Genomic DNA, 21,531 nt, shown 5'->3' with positions numbered 1-21,531 from the left:
TTGCCGATGCGATAGTTTTTGTTAATTTTTAGAAATTAGACAGAACAATCGGAACTAAGAGGAATGTTTAATCCTTATTTGAAACTTAGATAAGGTTAGGTCAAATAAAACTGCAATGAATTTTCTTTTTGAGATAGATAAAGTTTTACATGAATTTACTTCTTATTGTAGTTCTGGGCGCGATTGTTGAAATTGCCGTATGGATTGGCGTAGCACAGTTCATCAGTGGATGGTATGTGTTCTTTTGGTTCATTATTGCTTTCTTTATTGGTTTGGGGCTTATTCGCAGAAGTACTGCCGGTATTATGCCTCAATTACAGCAAATGCAGATGACAGGCCAATTAGGTAGTGACCCAACAGTAACTAAAAAACTTGCTTATGCTTTTGCAGGTTTCTTATTAATGTTGCCGGGTCTTGTATCAGATGTTTTGGCTGTTTTAATTTTGATTCCTGGTGTTCAAACCGCATTTCGTAATATAGCGATGAGAACTCTTGCAAAACGCCAGCAAGCTATGATGAATAAAATGATGGGTGGTATGGGGGGTAATGCTTCGGGACAAAACCCATTTGCTGATTTAATGCGTCAAATGCAAGATATGCAGAACCAGCAGGGTGGTGGTCAAGGCCAATACCATGATTCAAACATTATTGATGGTGAAGCGCGCGATGTTACGCCAAACCACAAAAAAATTGAGCATAAAAATAAAGATTAATAAGTGTGCTATGAATATAAAAAAGCTTAAACCTCATGGGTTTAAGCTTTTTTTATTTTTAAATGATTATTTATTCTGGCAATCCGAAGTCGATGAATCAATATCGTCTATTTCTAATTTAGTTTCTTCTTGTGGTTTAGAATGCGGTTGATATTTATTTGAAGGTAGAGCGGTTTGCTTATTTTCAGATTGTTGATAACCTCGACTTCGGTTGGCTCTTTCGCGAAAGCCACCTTTATTAATGAGCTGTGTATCTGACATGCATTTGCCTAAAATGTGAGATTATTCGCTTATTTTAGCAAATTTGGCAAAATATCAAAATAAGAAAAATAGTGCCAAAAAAATAATATTTAACTTATCTTTTTGTATTTTAATAATATTTTTTAATTGACTCAATTGTTCATTCAGATTGAATTATCTTTTCATTTCACATAGGATAAATATAAAGGATGTATAAATTAAAAATGTAGCAAACCTATTAAAACAACAACGGTTGAAATGAGGGAAGGAGGGTTACCTATGCTATATCAATACCATTGTGCGTGTTGCGACAAAGTTGTGGCATCAACTGATAAATCATGTCCACATTGTGGTTCGCAACATATTCGAAGCCCGTATGGTTTGTGGATATTTTGTGTGATGGCTTGTTTAGCAGTTGTCGTGGTATTTAAAGTTGTCCATATATATGTACAGGACCATCAAGATACTCCTACACAGTCAACAATACTTGATGTGCTAAATCAGGATGATAAAACGACAAGACAATAATTTTGTTCAAAGTTATAAATGATATGGCATCAAGGATGGTTGCTAGAAGAGTAAACCCTACATACTATAAAATTTAAACTATAAATAAAAAAGCCCGCTCATTGGCGGGCTTTTTTATGACATTTTCTTAGAGACCAGCAGCATCTTTAAGGGCTTCAACTTTATCAGTTTTTTCCCATGTAAATGCAGAGTCTGATCCTTCGCGACCAAAGTGGCCATAAGCCGCAGTTTGTTTATACATTGGTTGAAGAAGATCCAACATACGAGTAATACCAAACGGTCTTAAATCGAAATGATCACGTACAAGTTGAATAATCAACTCATCAGAAACTTTTGCTGTACCAAAGGTATTAATTGAAATTGAAGTAGGCTCAGCTACACCAATTGCGTAACTCACTTGAATTTCACATTTGTCAGCAAGACCAGCTGCTACAATATTTTTTGCAACATAACGACCTGCATATGCAGCAGAACGGTCAACTTTAGATGGGTCTTTACCAGAGAAAGCACCACCGCCGTGACGAGCCATACCACCGTATGTATCAACAATAATTTTACGGCCTGTTAAACCACAGTCACCCACAGGTCCGCCAATAACGAACATACCCGTTGGGTTAATATGGAACTTAGTAGCGGCATGGAACATTTCAGCAGGAATGATCGGCTTGATAATTTCCTCAATGATCGCTTCTTTAAGCTGGCTTTGAGTAATTTCAGGATCATGTTGAGTAGACAAAACAACTGCATCTAGACGTACAGGTTTGCCATTTTCATATGCAAAAGTAACTTGGCTTTTTGCATCTGGGCGTAACCATGGAAGTGCGCCTGAGCGACGAAGTTCCGCCTGACGTTCCATTAAACGATGAGCATAAGAAATCGGAGCAGGCATTAACACATCTGTTTCACGGCTTGCATAACCGAACATCAAACCTTGGTCACCGGCACCTTGATCTTCAGGTTTTTGACGGTCTACACCTTGTGCAATCTCTGGTGATTGTTTACCAATCATATTGATTACAGCACATGTTGATCCATCAAAGCCAAGATCAGAGTGGTGGTATCCAATACCGTTAACGGTATTACGAACAACAGCTTCAACATCAATATTAGCAGTCGTTGTTACTTCACCAGCAAGTACAACAGCGCCTGTTTTTACCAGTGTTTCACAAGCAACACGTGCGTATGGGTCTTCTTTTAAGATTGCATCCAAAATAGCGTCGCTAATTTGGTCGGCCATTTTATCGGGATGACCTTCGCTTACAGATTCCGAGGTAAAAACAGCGTACTCGCGCATGAAAGTCCTATCTTGGTTATTTCAAAAGACATAATATGTTACATCGACTTGAGCTTGAGGACCAGTTCATACTGACCAAAAAGCATGAATTTGTTTCATTTATACTGTGTTTTAATTGATAAGTGTATTAGTAAAATTGATATAAAGAGTATTTATTTAAAGTATTGGTATTTTAATAATTTGTTGTTAGTACGTTTTTTAGACATATGGTTTAACAAAAAGATGATGTCTTACAAGTTGGATTTTAAAGAAAAGAAACATGATCGATCTAGATAGAGATTTCACAATATTTTATCTATATATCAAAGTCTAATAGAACTGCCTGCTCGCATATGGGAGCAGTATTTAAAAAAATGAGCACTGTTTTGTATAACTTAAAGGTTCAAATGTTTTTTGTGTAACCAAGAAACGGTTAAAAATAAAGAAATATACTATGTTGGGGTTTACCCTCAGCCTTTTTTTTAAGACAATATAGCGGCATTGAATTGTTATTCATCTTCTTCTTTTCATCAATCTATTAAAATTGGATTCTGATCTTATGGCGACCCCTTTAAACGAACGTCGTATTGCAAATGCAATTCGTGTATTGGCAATGGATGCTGTGCAACAGGCAAACTCAGGGCATCCTGGTGCTCCAATGGGGATGGCAGATATTGCTGACGTCGTCTGGCGCGAGTTTTTAAATCACAACCCAACTAATCCACAATGGGCAAACCGCGACCGTTTCGTTTTATCAAACGGCCATGGCTCAATGTTGCAATACGCTTTGCTTCATTTAACAGGTTATGATCTTTCAATTGAAGATTTAAAACAGTTCCGTCAATTACATTCAAAAACTCCTGGTCACCCTGAATATGGTTATGCACCAGGTATCGAAACAACGACTGGTCCTTTAGGTCAAGGTATTGCAAACGCTGTTGGTTTTGCATTGGCAGAAAAGACTTTAGCTGCCCAGTTCAATAAAGATGATTTAAAAGTTGTAGATCATTTCACTTACTGTTTCTTAGGTGATGGCTGTTTAATGGAAGGTATTTCTCACGAAGTATGTTCTTTAGCAGGTACTTTACAACTTGGTAAATTGATTGCTTATTATGATGACAATGGCATTTCAATTGATGGTGAAGTAGAAGGCTGGTTCAGCGATGATACGGAAGAGCGTTTTAAAGCCTATGGTTGGCAAGTTCTTCGTGTAGACGGTCATGATGCTGATGCGATTCGTCAAGCAACAATCGAAGCAAAAGCTGAAACTCAAAAACCAACCATTATTATGTGTAAAACCATTATTGGTTTAGGTTCACCAAATAAGCAGGGTAAAGAAGACTGTCATGGTGCACCATTAGGTAAAGATGAGATTACTTTAACTCGTAAAGCATTAGGTTGGATTGAAGAAGCATTTGTTATTCCTGCTGACATATATGCTGCATGGGATGCCAAAGCAAAAGGTAGTAAGGCTGAAGCAGCTTGGGATGCGGTATTTGCACAGTATCAAGCAAAATATCCAACTGAAGCAGCTGAGTTACTTCGTCGTATTAGTGGTGATTTACCAGCAGAATTTGCAGCACAAGCAGATGCATTCATTCGTGAAACAAATGCGAAAGGCGAAACAATCGCAACACGTAAAGCGAGCCAAAACACATTACAAGCATTTGGTCCTTTATTGCCTGAATTGCTAGGTGGCTCTGCTGACTTAGCGGGTTCTAACTTAACGCTTTGGAAAGGTTGCCAAGGTATTCAAGAGAACCCAGCTGGTAACTACGTATATTATGGCGTACGTGAGTTCGGTATGACTGCAATTGCCAATGGCGTTGCATTACATGGTGGTTTTGTTCCTTACGTTGCAACATTCTTAATGTTTATGGAATATGCGCGTAATGCAGTACGTATGTCTGCATTGATGAAACAACGTGTAATTCATGTTTATACACATGACTCAATTGGTTTGGGTGAAGATGGTCCAACTCACCAACCAATCGAACAAATTGCTTCTTTACGTGGTACACCTAACCTAAATACATGGCGTCCTGCTGATACTGTAGAAACTGCTACTGTATGGAAATCTGCTTTAGAGCGTAAAGATGGCCCTACAGCACTCATTTTCTCTCGTCAAAACTTACCATTCCAAACACGTTCTGAAGAACAAATTCAAAATGTTGCAAAAGGTGGTTATGTTCTTGCTCAAGAAAAAGGCGAATTAAAAGCAATTATTATTGCAACTGGTTCTGAAATTTCTTTAGCAATGGAAGCTTATGCTCAACTTGACGGTGTGCGTGTAGTTTCTATGCCATGTGCAGAAGAATTTATGAAACAAGACGCTGCATATCGTGAAGCTGTATTACCAGCTCATATCCGTGCGCGTGTTGCAGTTGAAGCTGCTCATGTTGACTACTGGTGGAAGTTTGTTGGTCTTGATGGCAAAGTAATTGGTATGACAACTTATGGTGAATCTGCACCAGCAAAAGATTTGTTCCAATTCTTTGGTATTACAACTGAAGCTGTTGTTGCAGCAGTAAAAGAATTAACTGCTTAAATATTAAAGTAGTGTAAAAAAGCGCTTCATAGGGAGCGCTTTTTTCATATCTGAAAGGTTAAATGCTAAGTTCGGTTTGAATATTAATTTGAGAAGTGAGTAACTTATGAATGGGGCAGTTTTCGGCAACTTTTAATAAGCGCTTGTGTTGGTCCTCACTGAATTCACCTTTGAGCGTGATTTTGCGTTCAATATTATTTTGGCCTTTCTCTGGTTCACCATTTGGGTTTAATGTTAAATCAACTTGAACATGATCAAGCTTAATACCTTTAAGATTCGCATACATCTCTAGTGTGATGGTGGTACAAGCGCCTAAAGCAGATAGTAAGATTTGAACTGGGTTTGGAGCAGTATCTAGACCACCTTTGTCTGTAGGTTCATCAGCAAACCATTGGTGACCCGAAGGATCGGTCAGAGTTACTCGATATGGAGTGGAAGTACTTTGTGCTTGAGCAGTATTAGCCATGTTTTACCTTGTTATTGATTAATAAAGTCGAAATAAAAACGAATTAATTTGAGAGTTCGGAAACGGTATGACAACACCGATATCTTATAATATTGTTTTTAAATAATAACTGTAACGCTTTTATTGTTGCATGGATGAAACATATCGTTTTATAAAGAATAGTGAATTAAATTACTTGATGTATACACTAACGACTATATCAATAAAGGATACGAAAAATGCATCTTAAAACACTAAGCTTTGGTTTGGCAGTAGCATTGGCTAGTTCAGTTACTTTAGCTGCGCCAGTGGACTACAAAATTGATCCTACACATACAGCTACTGTTTTCTCGTGGAATCACTTTGGTTTCTCTACTCCAAGCGCTAACTTCTCAGATATCCAAGGTGTAATTAAAGTTGATAATGCTAAACCAGCAAACTCATCTGTAAATGTGACTATTCCTTTAAGCAGTGTAAATACAAACGTTCCTGCTTTGGATAAAGAGTTCCAAGAAGAAGCTTGGTTTAATGCTGCTAAATATCCAAACATTACGTTTAAAAGTACTAAAGTTGAAACTAAAGACAAAAAGCACTTTAAAATTACTGGTGACTTAACTGTTAAAGGTGTAACTAAGCCTGTTGTACTTGATGCTGTTTTAAACAAGCAAGGCGAACACCCAATGGCAAAAGTTCCAGCGATTGGTTTTAATGCTACAACTTCATTCAAGCGTTCTGACTTTGGTTTAGGTAATTACGTTCCGAACGTTGGTGATAAGATCACTGTAAACATTACGACTGAAGCAACTGCCGCTAAAAAATAAGTTTTAAGTTTTCTAAAAGCCCTCATATTTGAGGGCTTTTTTATTAAATTGGTTCTTTTTTATCTGGATCTATAAAGACTAAAGGGACTGAAGGATCAATATTCCTTTTTTCAGATTTTTCTCTAAGAAATTGATAAGTAGGGACCTTCATTTTGGCCTGATCACGTAATTTCTTTTTAATATAAAGAACAAGAGCAAAACATGTCGTTGCAACAGTGAGCATCATCCCATTCATATAACTCATGATTGAACTTAAATAACCAATGGTCGTTAATCGATGCATCATACGTTCAACTTGAGTGCTACTTTCGATTCCGGTAATTGCCCAACTACATAAATGTTCACAGTTATTAATAATCAGATGGTAGTGGTTTTCATGCATACGTGAACGCATCCGGCGCACGACAGCTCTTCCTTTATAGCGTGGCGTGTCATAAGAGCGAATGTGTATTTTTTTGCCATGCGAGAATGCATCTATTGAGGTAATTTCAATGGGACGTTTTTTGATGAAATGCGCTAAGCCTGAATAATGGATGACTCGACCTCTCCCTGCGTATATACCATGATGGCTATAGCCGAGATGCCTTACGATGAGATGAGCCCCTAAAGGGTAGCGCTTATTCGGTTGTTGCATGCTTACGCTGATCCAATAAAGTGTAAATGGCTTTTATTGAAAAGCTGCTAACCATTATAACCAATATAGACATTTTCGAGTGTATTGATTACGTCGAATGGATGAGTTTGGTACATTGCCAATCTATTTGTGTTTATTGTACCTAACTTAAAGATTTAATATGAAGAAAAAATGTCATGTATGGTGGTATTAAATGAAGCGTTTGATGTGGTGCTTAACTATATATGGGCTTTTGATTCAGTCTGTCTATGCGATAGAACACCAGCAAGTTAAAACAGCGGAAGGCGACCAATATGATGTGGTTGCAATTAGCAATTTAAAACAGTTACGTTTGTTTCTTCAGAATTCTAATAATCAGCAGTATTACAAAAGCTTTAATAGTGTGCAGGAACATTTAAAGCAATGTGAGCGACTTTCTTTTGCAATGAATGCTGGGATGTTTCATCCGGGATTTTCTCCAGTAGGGCTGTACATTGAACAAGCTAAGGTGATTCAGCCATTAAATACAAGTAAAGGATTGGGCAATTTCTTTTTACAGCCTAATGGTGTGCTAGGTTGGAATAAAAAACGGGCATTTATTTTAACAACGCAGCAATATAGTCGACGAGATTTCGACGTTGATTATGCGACACAATCTGGCCCGATGTTAGTGATTGATGGAAAGATAAATTCCCTTTTTTTACCAGATTCTCAATCAAATAAAATTCGTAATGGAGTCGGTATTCGAAATAATAAACTCTACTTTGTAATATCGAAGAATAGCGTGAGTTTTTACAAGTTTGCTCAGTTTTTTCACAGAAATCTTAGGGTAGAGCAGGCTTTATATCTTGATGGCTCTATTTCTAGTTTATATGTTCAAAAAGACAAGCGTAATGATCAACAATTTGAAATGGGACCAATTGTTGGTTGGGTAGATCAGACAGAGTGTAGATTAAAGTGAAATATAAAAAAGCCAGTACAAGACTGGCTTTTTAATTAATGGATAGATGGTTTTTGAGTGAGTTCATTTAACTCTTTTCGGCTATAACCACGGGAAATAAGAACTTTCTTTATTCCCTTAATGACATCTTCATCTGTTGCTAGTGCAAGAGCACTTAGAAGTTGTTCATTTGTTTTACATGAGCAGTCATTTTCAACACAAGCAGTTTGGTTTTTATGCTCGTTATGCTGTTGATCTGCTAAGAACAGCTTTTGCCAAAAACTCATAGAGCCTTCATATACAATCTAACATAGCTCGAAATATAGCCAATTTAAAATAAAATACAAGTCTCTATAAGTGATAAATCCATCAATTGAACTCAAGAATTTTCGATAGGAATGCGTGAGTTAAACGAAATTATGACGGATAGATGACTTGATATTTTTTGAAAATTTAAATACTTAAACAAAAAATCATTAAAAAATAAGGAGGTATGTAACCCCCTTTGATTTTAAATTTACAATGAAAGATTTTGTTTAAATCTTCTCAAGTAATACACCCGATTCCACATGATGGGTATATGGGAACTGATCGAATAATGCAAACTTGGTAATACGATGAGTTAAACCTAATATTTTTAAGTTCTCATACAATGTATCTGGGTTACATGAAATGTAGATAATACGTTCAAAACCTTGTAAAAGTTTTAAAGTTTCATCATCGATCCCTGCGCGTGGGGGATCAACAAATACGGTATCAAAGTCATAACTTTGGATATCAATATTCGCTTCTTGTAAGCGGCGGAATTCGCGCTCACCCTGATAGGCTTGGGTAAATTCTTCAGCTGAAAGACGAGCTACTTGAATATTATCAATCTGGTTTTGCTCGATATTCCATTGAGCAGCATAAACGGAAGATTTCGCAAGTTCTGTTGCTAGAACACGTTCAAACTTTAAAGAAAGAGGTAGAGTAAAGTTACCATTACCACAATAAAGTTCTAATAAATGTTTTTTCGATCCTTCAGCTGCATCACACGCCCATTGCAGCATTTTTTTGCAAACTTGTGCATTAGGCTGAGTAAAGCTACTTTCGATTTGTTTGTATTTAAATGAACGATTTAAGAGTTCAAATTCTTCTACGACAAAGTCATCGCCAATAATAATTTTTTGACCACGACTACGGCCCATAATCTTAATGTCTAACTTCTCAGCAAGCGCTTTAGCTGCTTGTTCCCATTCTTGATCAAGTTTACGGTGATAGATTAATGTAACTAACATTTCCCCGCTAAGTGTTGCAAGAAAATCAGCTTCAAATAAACGGCTAGAAAGCTTAGGTTCTGCTTTGAGCTCTTCCAAAAGTTTTGGCATTAAATGATTAATGCTTTGGTCTGCAATAGGGAATTCATCAATGCGTACAACGGTTTTTTGTTTGTCATCATCGTTACGTTCAAACATGGCATAGAACATGTCATTTTCTGTATGCCAGATACGAAACTCAGCACGCATACGGAAATGTTGTTCAGGTGACTCAAACACTTCTAATGCAGGTGGAGTAAATTCAGAAAATTGGGCAGTAATGCGGTCAATTTTAGTTTGAAGTTGTTGATGATAAGAAGAGGTCATAGACAAAGAAAATTTAGACAGAATCAAATAGTGAATGGTATCAAAAAAAAAAGGGTTACAGGAGCCAATTTTAGCTAGATATCAATACCGACACGTAGCTAAACCTTAGGGTGATTTAATACACGGCTAATAAAATCTGATTTTATTGCTCTATATTGATCGGGGTGTAAATGATTACACTGTAATTTTAATTGATTATATTCATCGACCAGTGTTGGAGAGGCGATAAGCTTATTTCTAAATGTTAAGAAAAATGTGAATTTCGAACCTGTGACTACAATTTGAAAAGCAACATCATCGTTATTGAGTGACTCAAGCATACAAAGCTCATTTGTCCTCAGTGTGTTTTGTTTTTCTATAAAGTTTAGCTTTTTTAATTGTTCGATTGCGAATTTGAACTGATCAGGCTTAACTTCAATATAAATATCTAAATCACCCTTTGAAATTGCATTCGGTATTGAAGATGAACCAATATGCTCAATTTTGGCAAATGGTAGTAATGTGGAAATATCTTTGTGATATAAATTAAAAAGCTGAGCGCATTTTTGTTGATATTGTTCTGGTTCTAAAAAGATCATTATTAGAATCTCGAATTGATAAAATTTATATATTTAAGAAAAGATTACTTCATTATATAAAAAAGCCCAAATACTAAGATTTGGGCTTTTTTTTAGAAACTTACGTATTAATCAGCCATTGTCATTAAGCTTGCATTACCGCCAGCCGCAGCTGTATTCACACTAATTGCACGTTCAATTACTAAACGTTCAAGTGGAATAGTCTCATTTGGCTCAACATGGGTAATACCCACAATTGCACCAGAACGAGTAGCAACTTCTTGCTGTAATGAGAAGATTTCTTCGCGGTTACCATGATGTAAAACTGCATCAAAATCATCTGAACTAATGTTTTTAACCGTAGTAATTGCGGCAAGCACATCTTTCGGCAAGGTTTGTTTATATTTTGCCAATAATGGACTATTTGGCATTACCGCAGCTTGACTGCCAACCGCAAAAATTGCGAGCAATTGATGCAATTGATTTTGTTCTGTGTCAGCGATTGAAAGAACACGATGACGTGGCAGAATAATATATTGGTTACTTTCCCCAGTAGGGCCTTGTAACTCATAGAATTTACCAACACCAAATGGTTCAATATCACGATTTGCTTGCGGTAAATGCTGTTTCGCCCAATTTTGTAAGCTCTGATAAACCTCTCGGTTAAAGCCTTCAAAAGCAGTTTGTTCATTTTTCATGGCAAATGGTGTTGCCAATACTTTATTTGAACAATGTTGCATTAAGCGGTACATGTAAAGCGGACCACCAGCTTTTGGACCTGTACCAGATAAACCTTCACCACCAAATGGTTGAACACCAACAACCGCACCAACAATATTTCGGTTGATATAAAGGTTACCAACTTCAGCATGTTGAATCACTGTTTGGATCGTTTGATCAATACGGGTGTGTAAACCCATTGTTAAACCATAACCTTTGGCATTAATTCGCGTGATGAGTTGCTCAAGCTCGCCATACTTATAGGTAATGATGTGTAAAACTGGACCGAAGACTTCACGTTGTAAATCATCAAGGTTAGGTAACTCAATTGCTGTTGGTACAACAAAAGTTCCTTTATCTAATTCATTCTGTCTCGTTGCGCCAAACATTAGCTGATGTACTGGATAGCCTTTAGACTTCATTTTTTGGATGTGCTGATCAATCGTCTGTTTTGCTTCAACATCAATAACAGGACCAATGTCAGTTTTTAAAATGGCAGGGTTACCTACGCTCAACTGTTGCATTGCACCTTTAAGCATTTTAATAACGGTTGCAGCACTGTCTTCTTGCACACATAAAATACGTAAAGCAGAGCAACGTTGACCAGCGCTATCAAAAGCTGAACTTACAACATCAAGTACGACTTGTTCAGTTAATGCAGATGAGTCCACAATCATTGCATTTTGACCACCAGTTTCTGCAATGAGGGGAATTGACTGGCCATTTTCCGATAAACGTTTCGCAACGGTTTTCTGTAAAATTTTTGCAACTTCAGTTGAACCAGTAAACATGATGCCATCGATACGGCTATCTTGGCTGAGTTGAGCTCCAACTGTTTCACCACGACCTGGCAATAACTGCACAGCGCCATGAGGAATACCAGCTTCCCATAAAATTTGCACTGCTTGAGCTGCAATTAATGGAGTCTGTTCGGCAGGTTTAGCAATAACACAGTTACCACTGACTAATGCAGCCGCGATTTGGCCTGAGAAAATCGCAAGAGGGAAGTTCCATGGGCTAATGCAAAGTACAGTACCTAAAGGCTGAATAGTTGTATTAGCTGGAAGGTTCTCAACTTGAGTTGCATAGTAACGTAAGAAATCTACAGCTTCACGAACTTCAGCAATCGCATTGGCATAGGTTTTACCACTTTCACGGCAAAGCAATACCATTAACTCTTCAATACGGCTTTCCATTAGGTCAGCTGCACGTTTTAAGTATTGAGCACGTTGATCTTTAGGAGTATTAGCCCATTCAGACTGAGTTTGTTCAGCTGCATTAAGTGCAACTTCTACATGCTTAAGATCAGCTTCTTGTACATGCCCAACAATTTCATCATTTTGTGCTGGGTTTGTAATTGCAACAGAATGACCTTGCTCTAGAGAACCGTTATCTGCCAATAATGGATGGCTTTGCCAAATACGACTACGCAGTTGTTGAGCTGTGCTGTCTAAAGCTTCAAGTGGAGCATCATTTGCTAAATCATATCCTTTAGAGTTTTTACGGAGCGAGCCATACATGTCTAAAGGTAATGGAATAGACGGGTGCTTTAAGCCAACTGAACCTTCAAGTTTAGCTGCATTGCGAATATCGTAAATTGGAGACTGAATCAGATCTTCAACTTTAAGTGTTTTATCGGCAATACGGTTAACAAATGAAGTATTTGCACCATTTTCAAGTAAACGGCGAACTAAGTAAGCCAACAAAGTTTCATGGTTACCAACAGGAGCATAAATACGGCATGGTACGCCTAATTTATTTTGCTCACGTGGGCCAACAACTTGTTCATAAAGTGGCTCACCCATACCATGCAAACATTGGAACTCGTACTGACCAGCATAATATTTGCTTGGATCAGCTAAGTGATAGATCGTTGCTAACGTTTGAGCATTATGAGTTGCAAACTGCGGATAGATGAACTCTGGTGCTGCAAGTAATTTTTTAGCACAAGCGATATAAGATAAATCTGTATGCACTTTACGAGTGAAGACAGGATAGTCATCCATACCTTCGATTTGTGCTTTCTTGATTTCGCTATCCCAATACGCACCTTTCACAAGACGGATCATGAGGCGCTTTTGGCTGCGCTTAGCAAGATCGATAATATAATCAACCACGAAGAAACAGCGTTTTTGGTACGCTTGAATAACGAAGCCAATGCCTTTCCAATTTGCAAGTTCTGGTTCGAAGCAAAGACGTTCAAGTAATTCAAGAGAAATTTCTAAACGTTCTGATTCTTCTGCATCGATATTTAAACCAATATTATACTTCTTAGCTAAAAGAGCGAGGTCAAATACTTTGCCGTATAGTTCTTGATGAACACGTTCAATTTGCGAGCGTTGATAGCGAGGGTGTAAAGCAGAAAGCTTAATTGAGATACCTGGGCCATCATAAACGCCTTTACCGTTAGACGCTTTACCAATTGCATGGATAGCTTGTGTATAATCATTGAAGTAACGTTCAGCGTCATGCTCGGTTAGAGCAGCTTCACCCAACATGTCGTAAGAATAGCGGAAACCTTTGTCTTCAAGCACTTTTGCATGATCAACAGCTTCTTCAATGGTTTCACCAGTAACAAACTGTTCACCCATCATACGCATTGCAACATCGACTGCTTTACGAATAATGCCACGTCCACTACGTGCTAAAAGCCCAGTAAGTACACTTGAAAGACTGGTTTGCTTTGGAGTTTCCATGAGCTTACCAGTTAACATGAGGCCCCATGCGGCAGCATTTACAAACATTAAGCTGCTTTGGCCAACGTGTTCTTTCCAGTTACCTTGATTGATTTTATCTCGAATAAGTAAATCACGTGTTGCTGAGTCTGGAATACGAAGCAAAGCTTCAGCAAGACACATGAGCGCCACGCCTTCTTGTGAAGAAAGGGAGAATTCTTGTAGTAACCCTTGAACAATACCTGCTTTACCCGAAGAAGTTTTACGTTCACGTAAGTTATGGGCAAGATTAAAGGCAAGGTCATAAATTTTATGATCTAAATCATCAGATACCGCGGCAGCTTGTAATAGCTCTTCTACAGCTTCTGGTTCAGCACGACGCCAAGCTGTGTTAATGCGTTGTTCAAACTCACTTTTATCGTTGAATTCGGTGATATAGCCTTGGTGAGATTTATCCATTTGATGAAAAGTATCCATTGTATTCATATCTGTTTCCGCCAACTAGCTCTCATACTATTTATCTTGAGTAGAGAGGTTTAGATAATTTATCATTACAGAAGAAACACCGAATAACTCACTATATTTATCCCATTTTTTAGAGGAAAATTCAGATGAATGGCCCATTATTAAGCCTTGATCGCACTGATTTAAAAATTTTGGATATTCTTCAAACAGATGGGCGTATTTCGAACAGTAAATTAGCCGAACTTGTGAATTTATCTCCAACTGCTGTGATGGCACGAGTTCAAAAGCTGACGAAAGATGAATTCATCTTGGGATATGAGGCTAAGTTAAACCCTGTTAAGTTAAATGCTAATTTTTTGGTGTTCGTTGAAGTATTACTGGATAAAACGACACCTAATGTTTTAGATGAGTTTATTGATGCCGTAGTTCACTATCCAGAAATTGTTGAGTGCCATATGGTCAGTGGGGGCTTCGATTTTTTAATTAAATTACGAAGTGCCAGTATGGAAGAGTTTAGACGTATTGCAGGGCAAGTGTTATGGCAGTTACCTGGGGTAAAAGAAACCCGTAGTTACCCAGTGATGCAAGTCGTGAAGGATACTTCAAAAATTAAAATCAAAAGTAAAAATAAATAAAGGGGCCGAAGCCCCTTAGTTTATTTAGATGGATTATACGCTTTCTTTGTAGAGTTTATCTGCTTGTTCAAAGCGTCCAGTTACTGTCGTATTTGGCGCTTTAGTTAAAAGACTCACAACAACGATGCTAATAAATGCAAGGATAAAGCCAGGAATAATTTCGTAAACACCAGTGTCTGCGAAAAGATTTTTCCAGCCAATAACCACAACTGCACCAACGATCATACCCGCTAAAGCACCTTGTAAATTCATACGTTTCCAGAACAATGACAAGATGATAAGCGGACCAAACGCTGCACCGAAGCCAGCCCATGCATAAGCAACAAGACCAAGAACCTTACTATCTGGGTTACCTGCAAGAGCAATGGCAAGAACAGCAATAACAAGAACCATGACACGGCCAACCCATACAAGTTCTTTTTGAGATGCATTTTTACGAAGGAAACCTTTGTATAAATCTTCAGTTAAAGCACTTGAACATACTAAAAGTTGACAGCTTAACGTGCTCATAACAGCAGCTAAAATTGCAGCCAAAATGATACCCACAATCCATGGATTGAATAAAATTTTAGTCAATTCCATAAATACAGTTTCAGGGTTTTTGCTCACAACTGCCGCTAATTCAGGGTGTTGCTCAAAATAAGCAATACCAAAGAAACCAGCACCTACAGCACCCATTAAGCATAAAATCATCCATGTCATACCGATACGGCGTGCAGCAGGAATAGATTTTACTGAATCAGCCGCCATGAAACGTACAAGGATGTGTGGTTGACCAAAGTAACCAAGACCCCATGCCATGGAGGATAAAACTGCTACCACACCAAAATCTGAGATGAGATTAAATGCATGCGGACGTGCAGTTTCAATGAGAGTAACAAAATGAGTTGTGTCCCCGATCGCAAGGTAAGTCACGATTGGCGTTAATATCAGGGCAAAAATCATCAATCCAGCTTGGAATGTATCAGTCCAGCTAATTGCTAAGAATCCACCGATACAAACATAACTGATTGTCGCAATAGCACTAAGCCAAATTGCAGTGTTGTATGACATACCGAATAAATTTTCAAATAAACGGGCGCCCGCCACCATGCCTGAAGCACAGTAAATAGCGAAGAAAACCAAGATGATAACGGCAGAGAAAATACGAAGTACTTTTTTCTGGTCATCAAAACGGCTTGTAAAATAATCTGGCAAAGTTAATGCATTGTTTTGAATTTCAGTATGAACGCGTAATCGACCAGCAACCAGTAGCCAGTTAAGCCAAGCACCGATAATAAGACCAATTGCAATCCACGCTTCAGATAGACCAGAAAGATAAATCGCTCCTGGTAAGCCCATGAGTAGCCAGCCACTCATGTCTGATGCGCCTGCGGATAACGCAGTAACGAAACTGCCTAAACTACGACCACCAAGAATATAATCTGAGAAGTCGCTTGTAGCACGGTAGGCAAATAAGCCAATAAGTACCATTGCTACGATGTACACCATAAACATGATGAGGGTGGGATCAAAATAACTCATGATGGATGTGTGTCCTTATATCCATAATCCGTGATTGTAACCTAATCCAGGTCGCTGTTTTCTTGTACGGCATTCAAGAGGTTGAGATTCAACCACAAAAGAATTTTTTTGCTCTGTTATTTTTATATTGTATTTTTGTATCTTTGTGTAAATTGGTGTAGTTTAAATTACAATCTAAAAAATATATTATTAATCATTTACTTATAATTTTTTAATATTTTATTTTTTTGAATTTTCTTGAGAAAAATAAATTTTTTTAAAAAATAACTCTATATTTGGTTACAAAGTGAGTGAAGGGAAAAATTTTATTGCGCGAAATTAGAACAAAATTAGAAAATTTGACAAAATTTTGTCCAAAAAATAATAATTTTTATTCAAATTAAATTGATTTTGTACTTAAAAATAGGAGTCAATTGGTTAAATTCTTAAAAAGTTCATGCATTCCTTGAGTAGCTGACATCTTTAACAATTCGTATTGTTGGGGAACACGCACATGATCTGCTTTGGGATCTATATAGTAAGCTTTACATTGCGCTGCAATTTCATGCACTAAACCTGCAACAGGATATACGCTTAATGTTGACCCGATTACAATAAAAATATCTGCACTTTGCACTAATCTAATTGCTTCTTCATAAGCTGGTACAGCTTCACCAAACCAGACTACATGTGGGCGAAGGGAATATCCATCTGGGCAAAGGTCGTGTTCTAAATCTAATTTCCAACCCTTAATCTCATAAAACTGAGTTGTGAATTGTGCATTTGGGCCCGAACTTTTTGCTAACCGAATGTTTCCATGCAAATGCAAAACGTTGGAACTTCCTGCGCGTTCATGCAAATCATCAATGTTTTGAGTAATAACTTGTACTTCAAAATAATCTTGTAGTTTGGAAATATATTGATGAGCTGGATTAGGTTGAGATTCTAAAATATTTTTGCGTCTTTCATTATAAAAGCGTTGAACTAAAGCAGGGTTCTTTTGCCATGCTTCAGGTGTGGCAACTTGCTGAATGTCATAATTTTCCCATAGACCATTACTGTCACGAAAAGTGCTAATTCCACTTTCGGCACTCATACCCGCGCCAGAGAATACAACGAGTTTTGTCATATAGGTCACCGAATCAGATAACTGATTTTAAATTAACTGCATAAACAAAGAAAAAAACCAGTCTAAATCTAAACTGGTTTTTATTAAATCTTGAAAACTATGCCTATCTTATAAGCCAGCTTCATATTCTGCATTTGTTAAAAGTTTTTCAACATCTGCAATATTGTCTGGTTTGATTTTATAAATCCAGCCTTTGCCGTATGGGTCGTCATTTACAAAATCAGGATCATCTTCAAGGTCAGTATTTACTTCTACTACAGTGCCTGAAACAGGAGCATGGATGTCCGAAGCAGTTTTCACTGATTCAACAACTCCAGCTTGTTCGCCAGCTGTAACTTGACTACCAACTTTAGGAGTTTCGACGTACACCAAATCGCCAAGCTCATCTTGTGCGTGGTCAGTAATCCCTGTAATAACAAGATCACCTTCAATTTTTACCCACTCATGTGTACGTGCATACTTCAGTTCCGAAGGGTGATTCATGGTAACTCCTTAAGCTTGTGTCCAATAGTTTTAAACATTATAAGTATGGGTCTTTACGCCAGTTGCTTGGGCTGCGGCCACTCCAGCGTTTAAAAGCACGGCTAAAATTTGCAACGTCTGAATAGCCAAGTTCATCGGCAATCTGTTCAAGACTATAATCTGTACGCGAAAGCAGAGATGTTGCATGCCGATAACGGACTTCATCAACTAATGTAGAAAAGGAAGTTCCTTCTGCTGCCAATTGACGTTTAAGCGTGCGGTCCGACATATGTAGGCATTCTGCTACATTTTCTATGCTTAAGTAATGTTGTTCAGAATTACTTAAAATATCACGAACTCGCATTGCTAAACGGCGGCGTTCACCCAAAGCGGAAAGTTCAGCTTCACATTGGTTAATGGCAACTTGACTTGCAATAGGGTCGGCGTTGACTAATTTAAGTCCTAAATACTTTTTATCAAAACTGGAAATTAAATGAGGCTGATTAAAGCGAATTGTACTGCTTAGTTTATTTCTATATTTTTCAAAACCTTCTGGCTCTGGGAAATCTAAGTCTACATCTCCAGCTAAATCTTCAATGCCAGTCATAGCTTTCGCCATGCTCATAATACCAATAGTTAAACCTAAAACGATTTCTGTGCGTAAAGGTTCTAGTTCAATATCACATTGTAATTGTAAGGTGGCTTTGGGACCAAAAGTTGAGAAATATAATTGTAAAAAGGGCAAGCGTAGCTGAATAAAGCGTGCCGCAAGGGCAATTGCTTCTGTAATATCTTTGGCTGTCATAATTGCATAGCCAATGAAACCATGAATTGAAATACGCATTTGAGTACCAAGATGGTAACCCAAAGTAGTTTCACCAGTTAGTTTAAGAGCGTGTTTCACCAGTTCATTTGCTACTGGTGTAGAAATACGATAGTCAGGGTCAGCCAGTTGCTCGCTTGTAAGATGAAATGGGGCAAATAATGTTTCATCGTTGTATCCCCAACGTGAAACGACATCTAATAGCAATAAGCCATAGACACCCGGAATACCCTGATCTTGACGAGCTGAGGTAATTTTCATATGCGTTCCATTGCTCTCATCAATTTTTCACATGCATTTCTTACACATCTTGTCATGAAATATAATCTGAATTTATAAAAACTGTTAGACAATCATATCAACCATTTTTAAACATTCTTTTTAAAGACAACAATTTTTGTTGTTGAAATAAGTAAGACATCCCCATGTTGATTTAAGGCTTGTGTAACGTAACTTACAATACCACGATCTAATTTTGTTTTGGATGGTGTGATAGCTGAAATTTCAGTTTCAACATGAATTCTATCACCCGGTCGAGTGGGGCGTGGCCACCGCAAACTAGATTCTGAACCGATCAAACCTCCATGAATAGGCATGCATTCGGTCCATAAACGCATAGTGATGGCAGAAGTGTGCCAACCACTGGCAGCAATCCCTTGAAAAATAGGATCATGCTTAGCTTGCTCTTCATCTATGTGAAATGTTTGAGGGTCATAGGAATTTGCAAATTTTTTGATTTCATCTAAGGTGATTTCATATTCACGACTAATAAAACGATCACCAATTTTCAAATCTTCTAAATAAAGCATTAGTCTTGACCCTGTAAAACTTTTTGTTCAATTAGGAAGCCGCCTGTTTGACGTTTCCATAATTGGGCATATATTCCATTTTGCGCAATTAACTCTTCATGTGTTCCTTGCTCAGCAATTTGGCCTTCATCAAGAACAATTAAACGATCCATTTGTGCAATAGTAGATAATCGGTGTGCAATTGCAATAACAGTTTTATCAACCATAAGGTCATTTAAACTTGACTGGATAGCTGCTTCAACTTCTGAATCTAATGCACTAGTGGCTTCATCTAAAATGAGAATAGGAGCATCTTTTAAAAATACACGTGCAATAGCAATACGTTGTCTTTGACCACCAGAAAGTTTTACACCACGTTCACCAACTTGAGCGTCATATCCATTACGACCCTTTAAATCTACCAATTGAGGTATAAATTCGGCAGCTTTTGCTTTCTTTACAGCATTTTTCATATCGGCATCAGATGCATCTGGACGTCCATACTTAATATTTTCAGCGACTGAGCGATGTAATAAAGAAGTATCTTGTGTTACTAAGGCAATATTCGCTCTTAGACTATCTTGAGTCACATCTTCAATATTTTGCCCATCAATTAAAATTGCACCTTGCTTAAGATGATAAAAATGTAAAAGCAACTGAATAAGCGTAGATTTGCCTGCTCCAGAACGTCCAACAATTCCTATCTTTTCACCAGCTTTAATTTTTAAGTTGAAGTGATTAATCACATTTTTATTGTTATAAGCAAAGCTAACATCTTTAAATACAATCTCACCTTGGCTTACTTCAAGTGTTTTTGCATCAGGTTTGTCTTGAATATTAATTTTTTTACCTAATGTTTGCATACCATCTTGAATGGTTCCAACATTTTCAAATAATGCGGACATATGCCACATCATAAACTCAGCCATACTATTAAGTTTTAAAATCATGGCAGTAGTCGCTGCAATTACACCTAATGCTGCTAAACCTTGAGTCCATAGCCAAACTGAGGTGCCAATAACGCCAATAAATAAGACGGCTGATAGCATGTTGATACTTATTTCAAAAAGAGTGCCTAAACGCATCTGAGCATAGACTGTTGTCATAAACTCTTTCATTGATGCTTTTGCATATTGGCTCTCACGTCCCGCATGAGCAAATAATTTAACTGTTTGAATGTTGGTGTAAGCGTCGGTAACGCGACCAGTCATAATTGATCTAGCGTCGGCTTGCTGCTGAGAAACTTTACTTAAACGTGGAATAAAGAACCACGCACTTAATAAGAATAAGGTTAACCAAACTAAAAGTGGTATCAGCAAAATTGTTGAAATTGAGCCAAGAACAATACTAACGGTAATAAAGTAAATAGCGACGTAAGCCAGCATATCGCCCAAAATAATCCAGAATTCACGGATGGCTAGAGCCGTTTGCATAACTTTTGCAGAAAGTCGACCAGCAAAGTCATTATGGAAAAAATCTAAGCTTTGTTTTAATAAAAGATTATGAAAACGCCAGCGCAAACGCATTGGAAAAGTACTATATAAAATCTGATGTTTTACAATAGATTGAATATTTACAAAAAAGATATTGGTAAATAAAACACCAATTAAAAGTAGTAAATCAGTCGTGTGCTGACTTAAAAAACTTTCAGGGCGACTACTACTTAACCAATCTACGAGTTGTCCAATCTTTGAAAAAAGTAACGCTTCAAAGCTTGCCGCACCTGCTGTAAAAAGAATAAGTAAGAATAAGTAAGGGCGTAAGCCTTCCGTTGCTTGCCAGACAAATGGAAAAAAACGAGTTGGTAAAGGTTCATCCAGACCTTTTGTTGGGTAGGGATCTACAAGTTTTTCAAACCACTTCAGCATGAATTACTACCTTTAAGACAAAAGCCACTTAATTAAGTCTTTGCAATTAAATTTACAAAAAAGTCAGTTAGATCAATATCACTTCGGTTTTCGATCTTTTGAATATGTGCAAATACACATGAACTGATTATGTTGTACGTCATTCATTCGTACATGACGTAAA

Annotated in this window: 20 protein-coding genes; 6 read left to right on the top strand and 14 right to left on the bottom strand. The window is 37.5% G+C overall.

What is annotated here, in order from left to right; all coding sequences use genetic code 11:
* Positions 1-149 precede the first annotated feature (149 nt).
* Positions 150-713 carry an FxsA family protein gene (locus tag AC07M3_RS02705; RefSeq protein WP_049836499.1) on the top strand — a complete coding sequence of 188 codons (564 nt, stop codon included), beginning with the start codon at positions 150-152 and terminating at the stop codon, positions 711-713.
* A 66-nt stretch (positions 714-779) separates the two neighbouring features.
* Here AC07M3_RS02705 and AC07M3_RS02700 read toward each other — a convergent pair whose 3' ends face one another.
* A complete protein-coding gene (locus AC07M3_RS02700) occupies positions 780-974 on the bottom strand; it encodes a hypothetical protein (RefSeq protein ID WP_494566434.1) in 195 nt (64 codons plus the stop codon).
* A gap of 258 nt (positions 975-1,232) precedes the next feature.
* On the opposite strand from AC07M3_RS02700, the gene AC07M3_RS02695 reads away from it, so the two are divergent.
* On the top strand, positions 1,233-1,481 hold the full coding sequence (locus tag AC07M3_RS02695; protein WP_199990636.1) for a hypothetical protein: 249 nt from the start codon (positions 1,233-1,235) through the stop codon (positions 1,479-1,481).
* Between the two features lie 127 nt (positions 1,482-1,608).
* Here AC07M3_RS02695 and metK read toward each other — a convergent pair whose 3' ends face one another.
* Positions 1,609-2,775, bottom strand: coding sequence for a methionine adenosyltransferase (metK, locus tag AC07M3_RS02690; protein ID WP_092705570.1), 1,167 nt, complete (start codon positions 2,773-2,775; stop codon positions 1,609-1,611).
* A gap of 538 nt (positions 2,776-3,313) precedes the next feature.
* Here metK and tkt point away from each other — a divergent pair.
* Complete coding sequence (gene tkt, locus AC07M3_RS02685) at positions 3,314-5,302, top strand: transketolase (RefSeq protein ID WP_494566433.1); 1,989 nt, start codon at positions 3,314-3,316, stop codon at positions 5,300-5,302.
* A gap of 58 nt (positions 5,303-5,360) precedes the next feature.
* Here tkt and AC07M3_RS02680 read toward each other — a convergent pair whose 3' ends face one another.
* Positions 5,361-5,768, bottom strand: coding sequence for an OsmC family protein (locus AC07M3_RS02680; protein WP_133746191.1), 408 nt, complete (start codon positions 5,766-5,768; stop codon positions 5,361-5,363).
* Between the two features lie 218 nt (positions 5,769-5,986).
* Between AC07M3_RS02680 and AC07M3_RS02675 the strand changes: the two genes are divergently transcribed.
* The gene (locus AC07M3_RS02675; protein WP_133746190.1) at positions 5,987-6,568 is read left to right on the top strand and encodes a YceI family protein; all 582 of its coding nucleotides are present in this window, start codon (positions 5,987-5,989) and stop codon (positions 6,566-6,568) included.
* 43 nt (positions 6,569-6,611) lie between these two features.
* Here the strand turns inward: AC07M3_RS02675 and AC07M3_RS02670 are convergent, their stop codons facing one another.
* Entirely contained in the window at positions 6,612-7,202 is a 591-nt protein-coding gene (locus tag AC07M3_RS02670) for a lecithin retinol acyltransferase family protein (protein WP_494566432.1), read from the bottom strand.
* Between the two features lie 193 nt (positions 7,203-7,395).
* Here AC07M3_RS02670 and AC07M3_RS02665 point away from each other — a divergent pair, with 193 nt between their 5' ends.
* A complete protein-coding gene (locus AC07M3_RS02665) occupies positions 7,396-8,142 on the top strand; it encodes a phosphodiester glycosidase family protein (RefSeq protein WP_494566431.1) in 747 nt (248 codons plus the stop codon).
* Between the two features lie 35 nt (positions 8,143-8,177).
* On the opposite strand, the gene AC07M3_RS02660 is transcribed toward AC07M3_RS02665, so the two are convergent.
* The 4 genes from AC07M3_RS02660 to putA form a co-directional block, all read right to left on the bottom strand.
* On the bottom strand, positions 8,178-8,408 hold the full coding sequence (locus tag AC07M3_RS02660; protein ID WP_003651412.1) for a hypothetical protein: 231 nt from the start codon (positions 8,406-8,408) through the stop codon (positions 8,178-8,180).
* 249 nt (positions 8,409-8,657) lie between these two features.
* Positions 8,658-9,743: a tRNA (uridine(54)-C5)-methyltransferase TrmA gene (gene trmA, locus AC07M3_RS02655; protein WP_307010079.1), complete on the bottom strand. Its 1,086-nt coding sequence runs from the start codon at positions 9,741-9,743 to the stop codon at positions 8,658-8,660.
* Positions 9,744-9,841: 98 nt separating this feature from the next.
* Positions 9,842-10,321, bottom strand: a complete 480-nt coding sequence (locus AC07M3_RS02650) for a GrpB family protein (protein WP_494566430.1) — start codon at positions 10,319-10,321, stop codon at positions 9,842-9,844.
* A gap of 107 nt (positions 10,322-10,428) precedes the next feature.
* Positions 10,429-14,181: a trifunctional transcriptional regulator/proline dehydrogenase/L-glutamate gamma-semialdehyde dehydrogenase gene (gene putA, locus AC07M3_RS02645; protein WP_494566429.1), complete on the bottom strand. Its 3,753-nt coding sequence runs from the start codon at positions 14,179-14,181 to the stop codon at positions 10,429-10,431.
* A 125-nt stretch (positions 14,182-14,306) separates the two neighbouring features.
* On the opposite strand from putA, the gene AC07M3_RS02640 reads away from it, so the two are divergent.
* Positions 14,307-14,795, top strand: a complete 489-nt coding sequence (locus AC07M3_RS02640) for an Lrp/AsnC ligand binding domain-containing protein (RefSeq protein ID WP_494566428.1) — start codon at positions 14,307-14,309, stop codon at positions 14,793-14,795.
* Between the two features lie 33 nt (positions 14,796-14,828).
* On the opposite strand, the gene putP is transcribed toward AC07M3_RS02640, so the two are convergent.
* The 6 genes from putP to AC07M3_RS02610 all read right to left on the bottom strand — a co-directional run bounded on the left by putP (position 14,829) and on the right by AC07M3_RS02610 (position 21,368).
* The gene (putP, locus tag AC07M3_RS02635) at positions 14,829-16,319 is read right to left on the bottom strand and encodes a sodium/proline symporter PutP (protein WP_092705579.1); all 1,491 of its coding nucleotides are present in this window, start codon (positions 16,317-16,319) and stop codon (positions 14,829-14,831) included.
* Between the two features lie 409 nt (positions 16,320-16,728).
* Entirely contained in the window at positions 16,729-17,436 is a 708-nt protein-coding gene (locus AC07M3_RS02630) for an SIR2 family NAD-dependent protein deacylase (protein ID WP_494566427.1), read from the bottom strand.
* Between the two features lie 99 nt (positions 17,437-17,535).
* Positions 17,536-17,910 carry a glycine cleavage system protein GcvH gene (gene gcvH / locus AC07M3_RS02625; protein WP_092705581.1) on the bottom strand — a complete coding sequence of 125 codons (375 nt, stop codon included), beginning with the start codon at positions 17,908-17,910 and terminating at the stop codon, positions 17,536-17,538.
* A 37-nt stretch (positions 17,911-17,947) separates the two neighbouring features.
* Positions 17,948-18,973, bottom strand: a complete 1,026-nt coding sequence (locus AC07M3_RS02620; protein WP_017390547.1) for an AraC family transcriptional regulator — start codon at positions 18,971-18,973, stop codon at positions 17,948-17,950.
* A 107-nt stretch (positions 18,974-19,080) separates the two neighbouring features.
* Complete coding sequence (locus AC07M3_RS02615) at positions 19,081-19,521, bottom strand: MaoC family dehydratase (protein ID WP_199990628.1); 441 nt, start codon at positions 19,519-19,521, stop codon at positions 19,081-19,083.
* A complete protein-coding gene (locus tag AC07M3_RS02610; RefSeq protein ID WP_005041140.1) occupies positions 19,521-21,368 on the bottom strand; it encodes an ABC transporter ATP-binding protein in 1,848 nt (615 codons plus the stop codon). Before AC07M3_RS02610 ends, AC07M3_RS02615 begins: the two co-directional genes overlap by 1 nt.
* Positions 21,369-21,531 lie beyond the last annotated feature (163 nt).

It is taken from the genome of Acinetobacter sp. GW821-FHT09D10 (genome assembly GCF_059416285.1).
Note: the sequence above shows the minus strand (reverse complement) of the source record. Positions and strands in the feature narration are given on the sequence as shown.

Coding starts and splice junctions, on each gene's coding strand:
- metK (WP_092705570.1), bottom strand. CDS start 2,775: ATGCGCGAGTACGCTGTTTTTACCTCGGAATCTGTAAGCGAAGGTCAT.
- AC07M3_RS02610 (WP_005041140.1), bottom strand. CDS start 21,368: ATGCTGAAGTGGTTTGAAAAACTTGTAGATCCCTACCCAACAAAAGGT.
- gcvH (WP_092705581.1), bottom strand. CDS start 17,910: ATGAATCACCCTTCGGAACTGAAGTATGCACGTACACATGAGTGGGTA.
- putP (WP_092705579.1), bottom strand. CDS start 16,319: ATGAGTTATTTTGATCCCACCCTCATCATGTTTATGGTGTACATCGTA.
- AC07M3_RS02615 (WP_199990628.1), bottom strand. CDS start 19,521: ATGCTTTATTTAGAAGATTTGAAAATTGGTGATCGTTTTATTAGTCGT.
- AC07M3_RS02665 (WP_494566431.1), top strand. CDS start 7,396: ATGAAGCGTTTGATGTGGTGCTTAACTATATATGGGCTTTTGATTCAG.
- AC07M3_RS02640 (WP_494566428.1), top strand. CDS start 14,307: ATGAATGGCCCATTATTAAGCCTTGATCGCACTGATTTAAAAATTTTG.
- AC07M3_RS02660 (WP_003651412.1), bottom strand. CDS start 8,408: ATGAGTTTTTGGCAAAAGCTGTTCTTAGCAGATCAACAGCATAACGAG.
- AC07M3_RS02620 (WP_017390547.1), bottom strand. CDS start 18,973: ATGAAAATTACCTCAGCTCGTCAAGATCAGGGTATTCCGGGTGTCTAT.
- AC07M3_RS02700 (WP_494566434.1), bottom strand. CDS start 974: ATGTCAGATACACAGCTCATTAATAAAGGTGGCTTTCGCGAAAGAGCC.
- AC07M3_RS02680 (WP_133746191.1), bottom strand. CDS start 5,768: ATGGCTAATACTGCTCAAGCACAAAGTACTTCCACTCCATATCGAGTA.
- trmA (WP_307010079.1), bottom strand. CDS start 9,743: ATGACCTCTTCTTATCATCAACAACTTCAAACTAAAATTGACCGCATT.
- putA (WP_494566429.1), bottom strand. CDS start 14,181: ATGAATACAATGGATACTTTTCATCAAATGGATAAATCTCACCAAGGC.
- AC07M3_RS02670 (WP_494566432.1), bottom strand. CDS start 7,202: ATGCAACAACCGAATAAGCGCTACCCTTTAGGGGCTCATCTCATCGTA.
- AC07M3_RS02695 (WP_199990636.1), top strand. CDS start 1,233: ATGCTATATCAATACCATTGTGCGTGTTGCGACAAAGTTGTGGCATCA.
- AC07M3_RS02705 (WP_049836499.1), top strand. CDS start 150: ATGAATTTACTTCTTATTGTAGTTCTGGGCGCGATTGTTGAAATTGCC.
- AC07M3_RS02650 (WP_494566430.1), bottom strand. CDS start 10,321: ATGATCTTTTTAGAACCAGAACAATATCAACAAAAATGCGCTCAGCTT.
- tkt (WP_494566433.1), top strand. CDS start 3,314: ATGGCGACCCCTTTAAACGAACGTCGTATTGCAAATGCAATTCGTGTA.
- AC07M3_RS02675 (WP_133746190.1), top strand. CDS start 5,987: ATGCATCTTAAAACACTAAGCTTTGGTTTGGCAGTAGCATTGGCTAGT.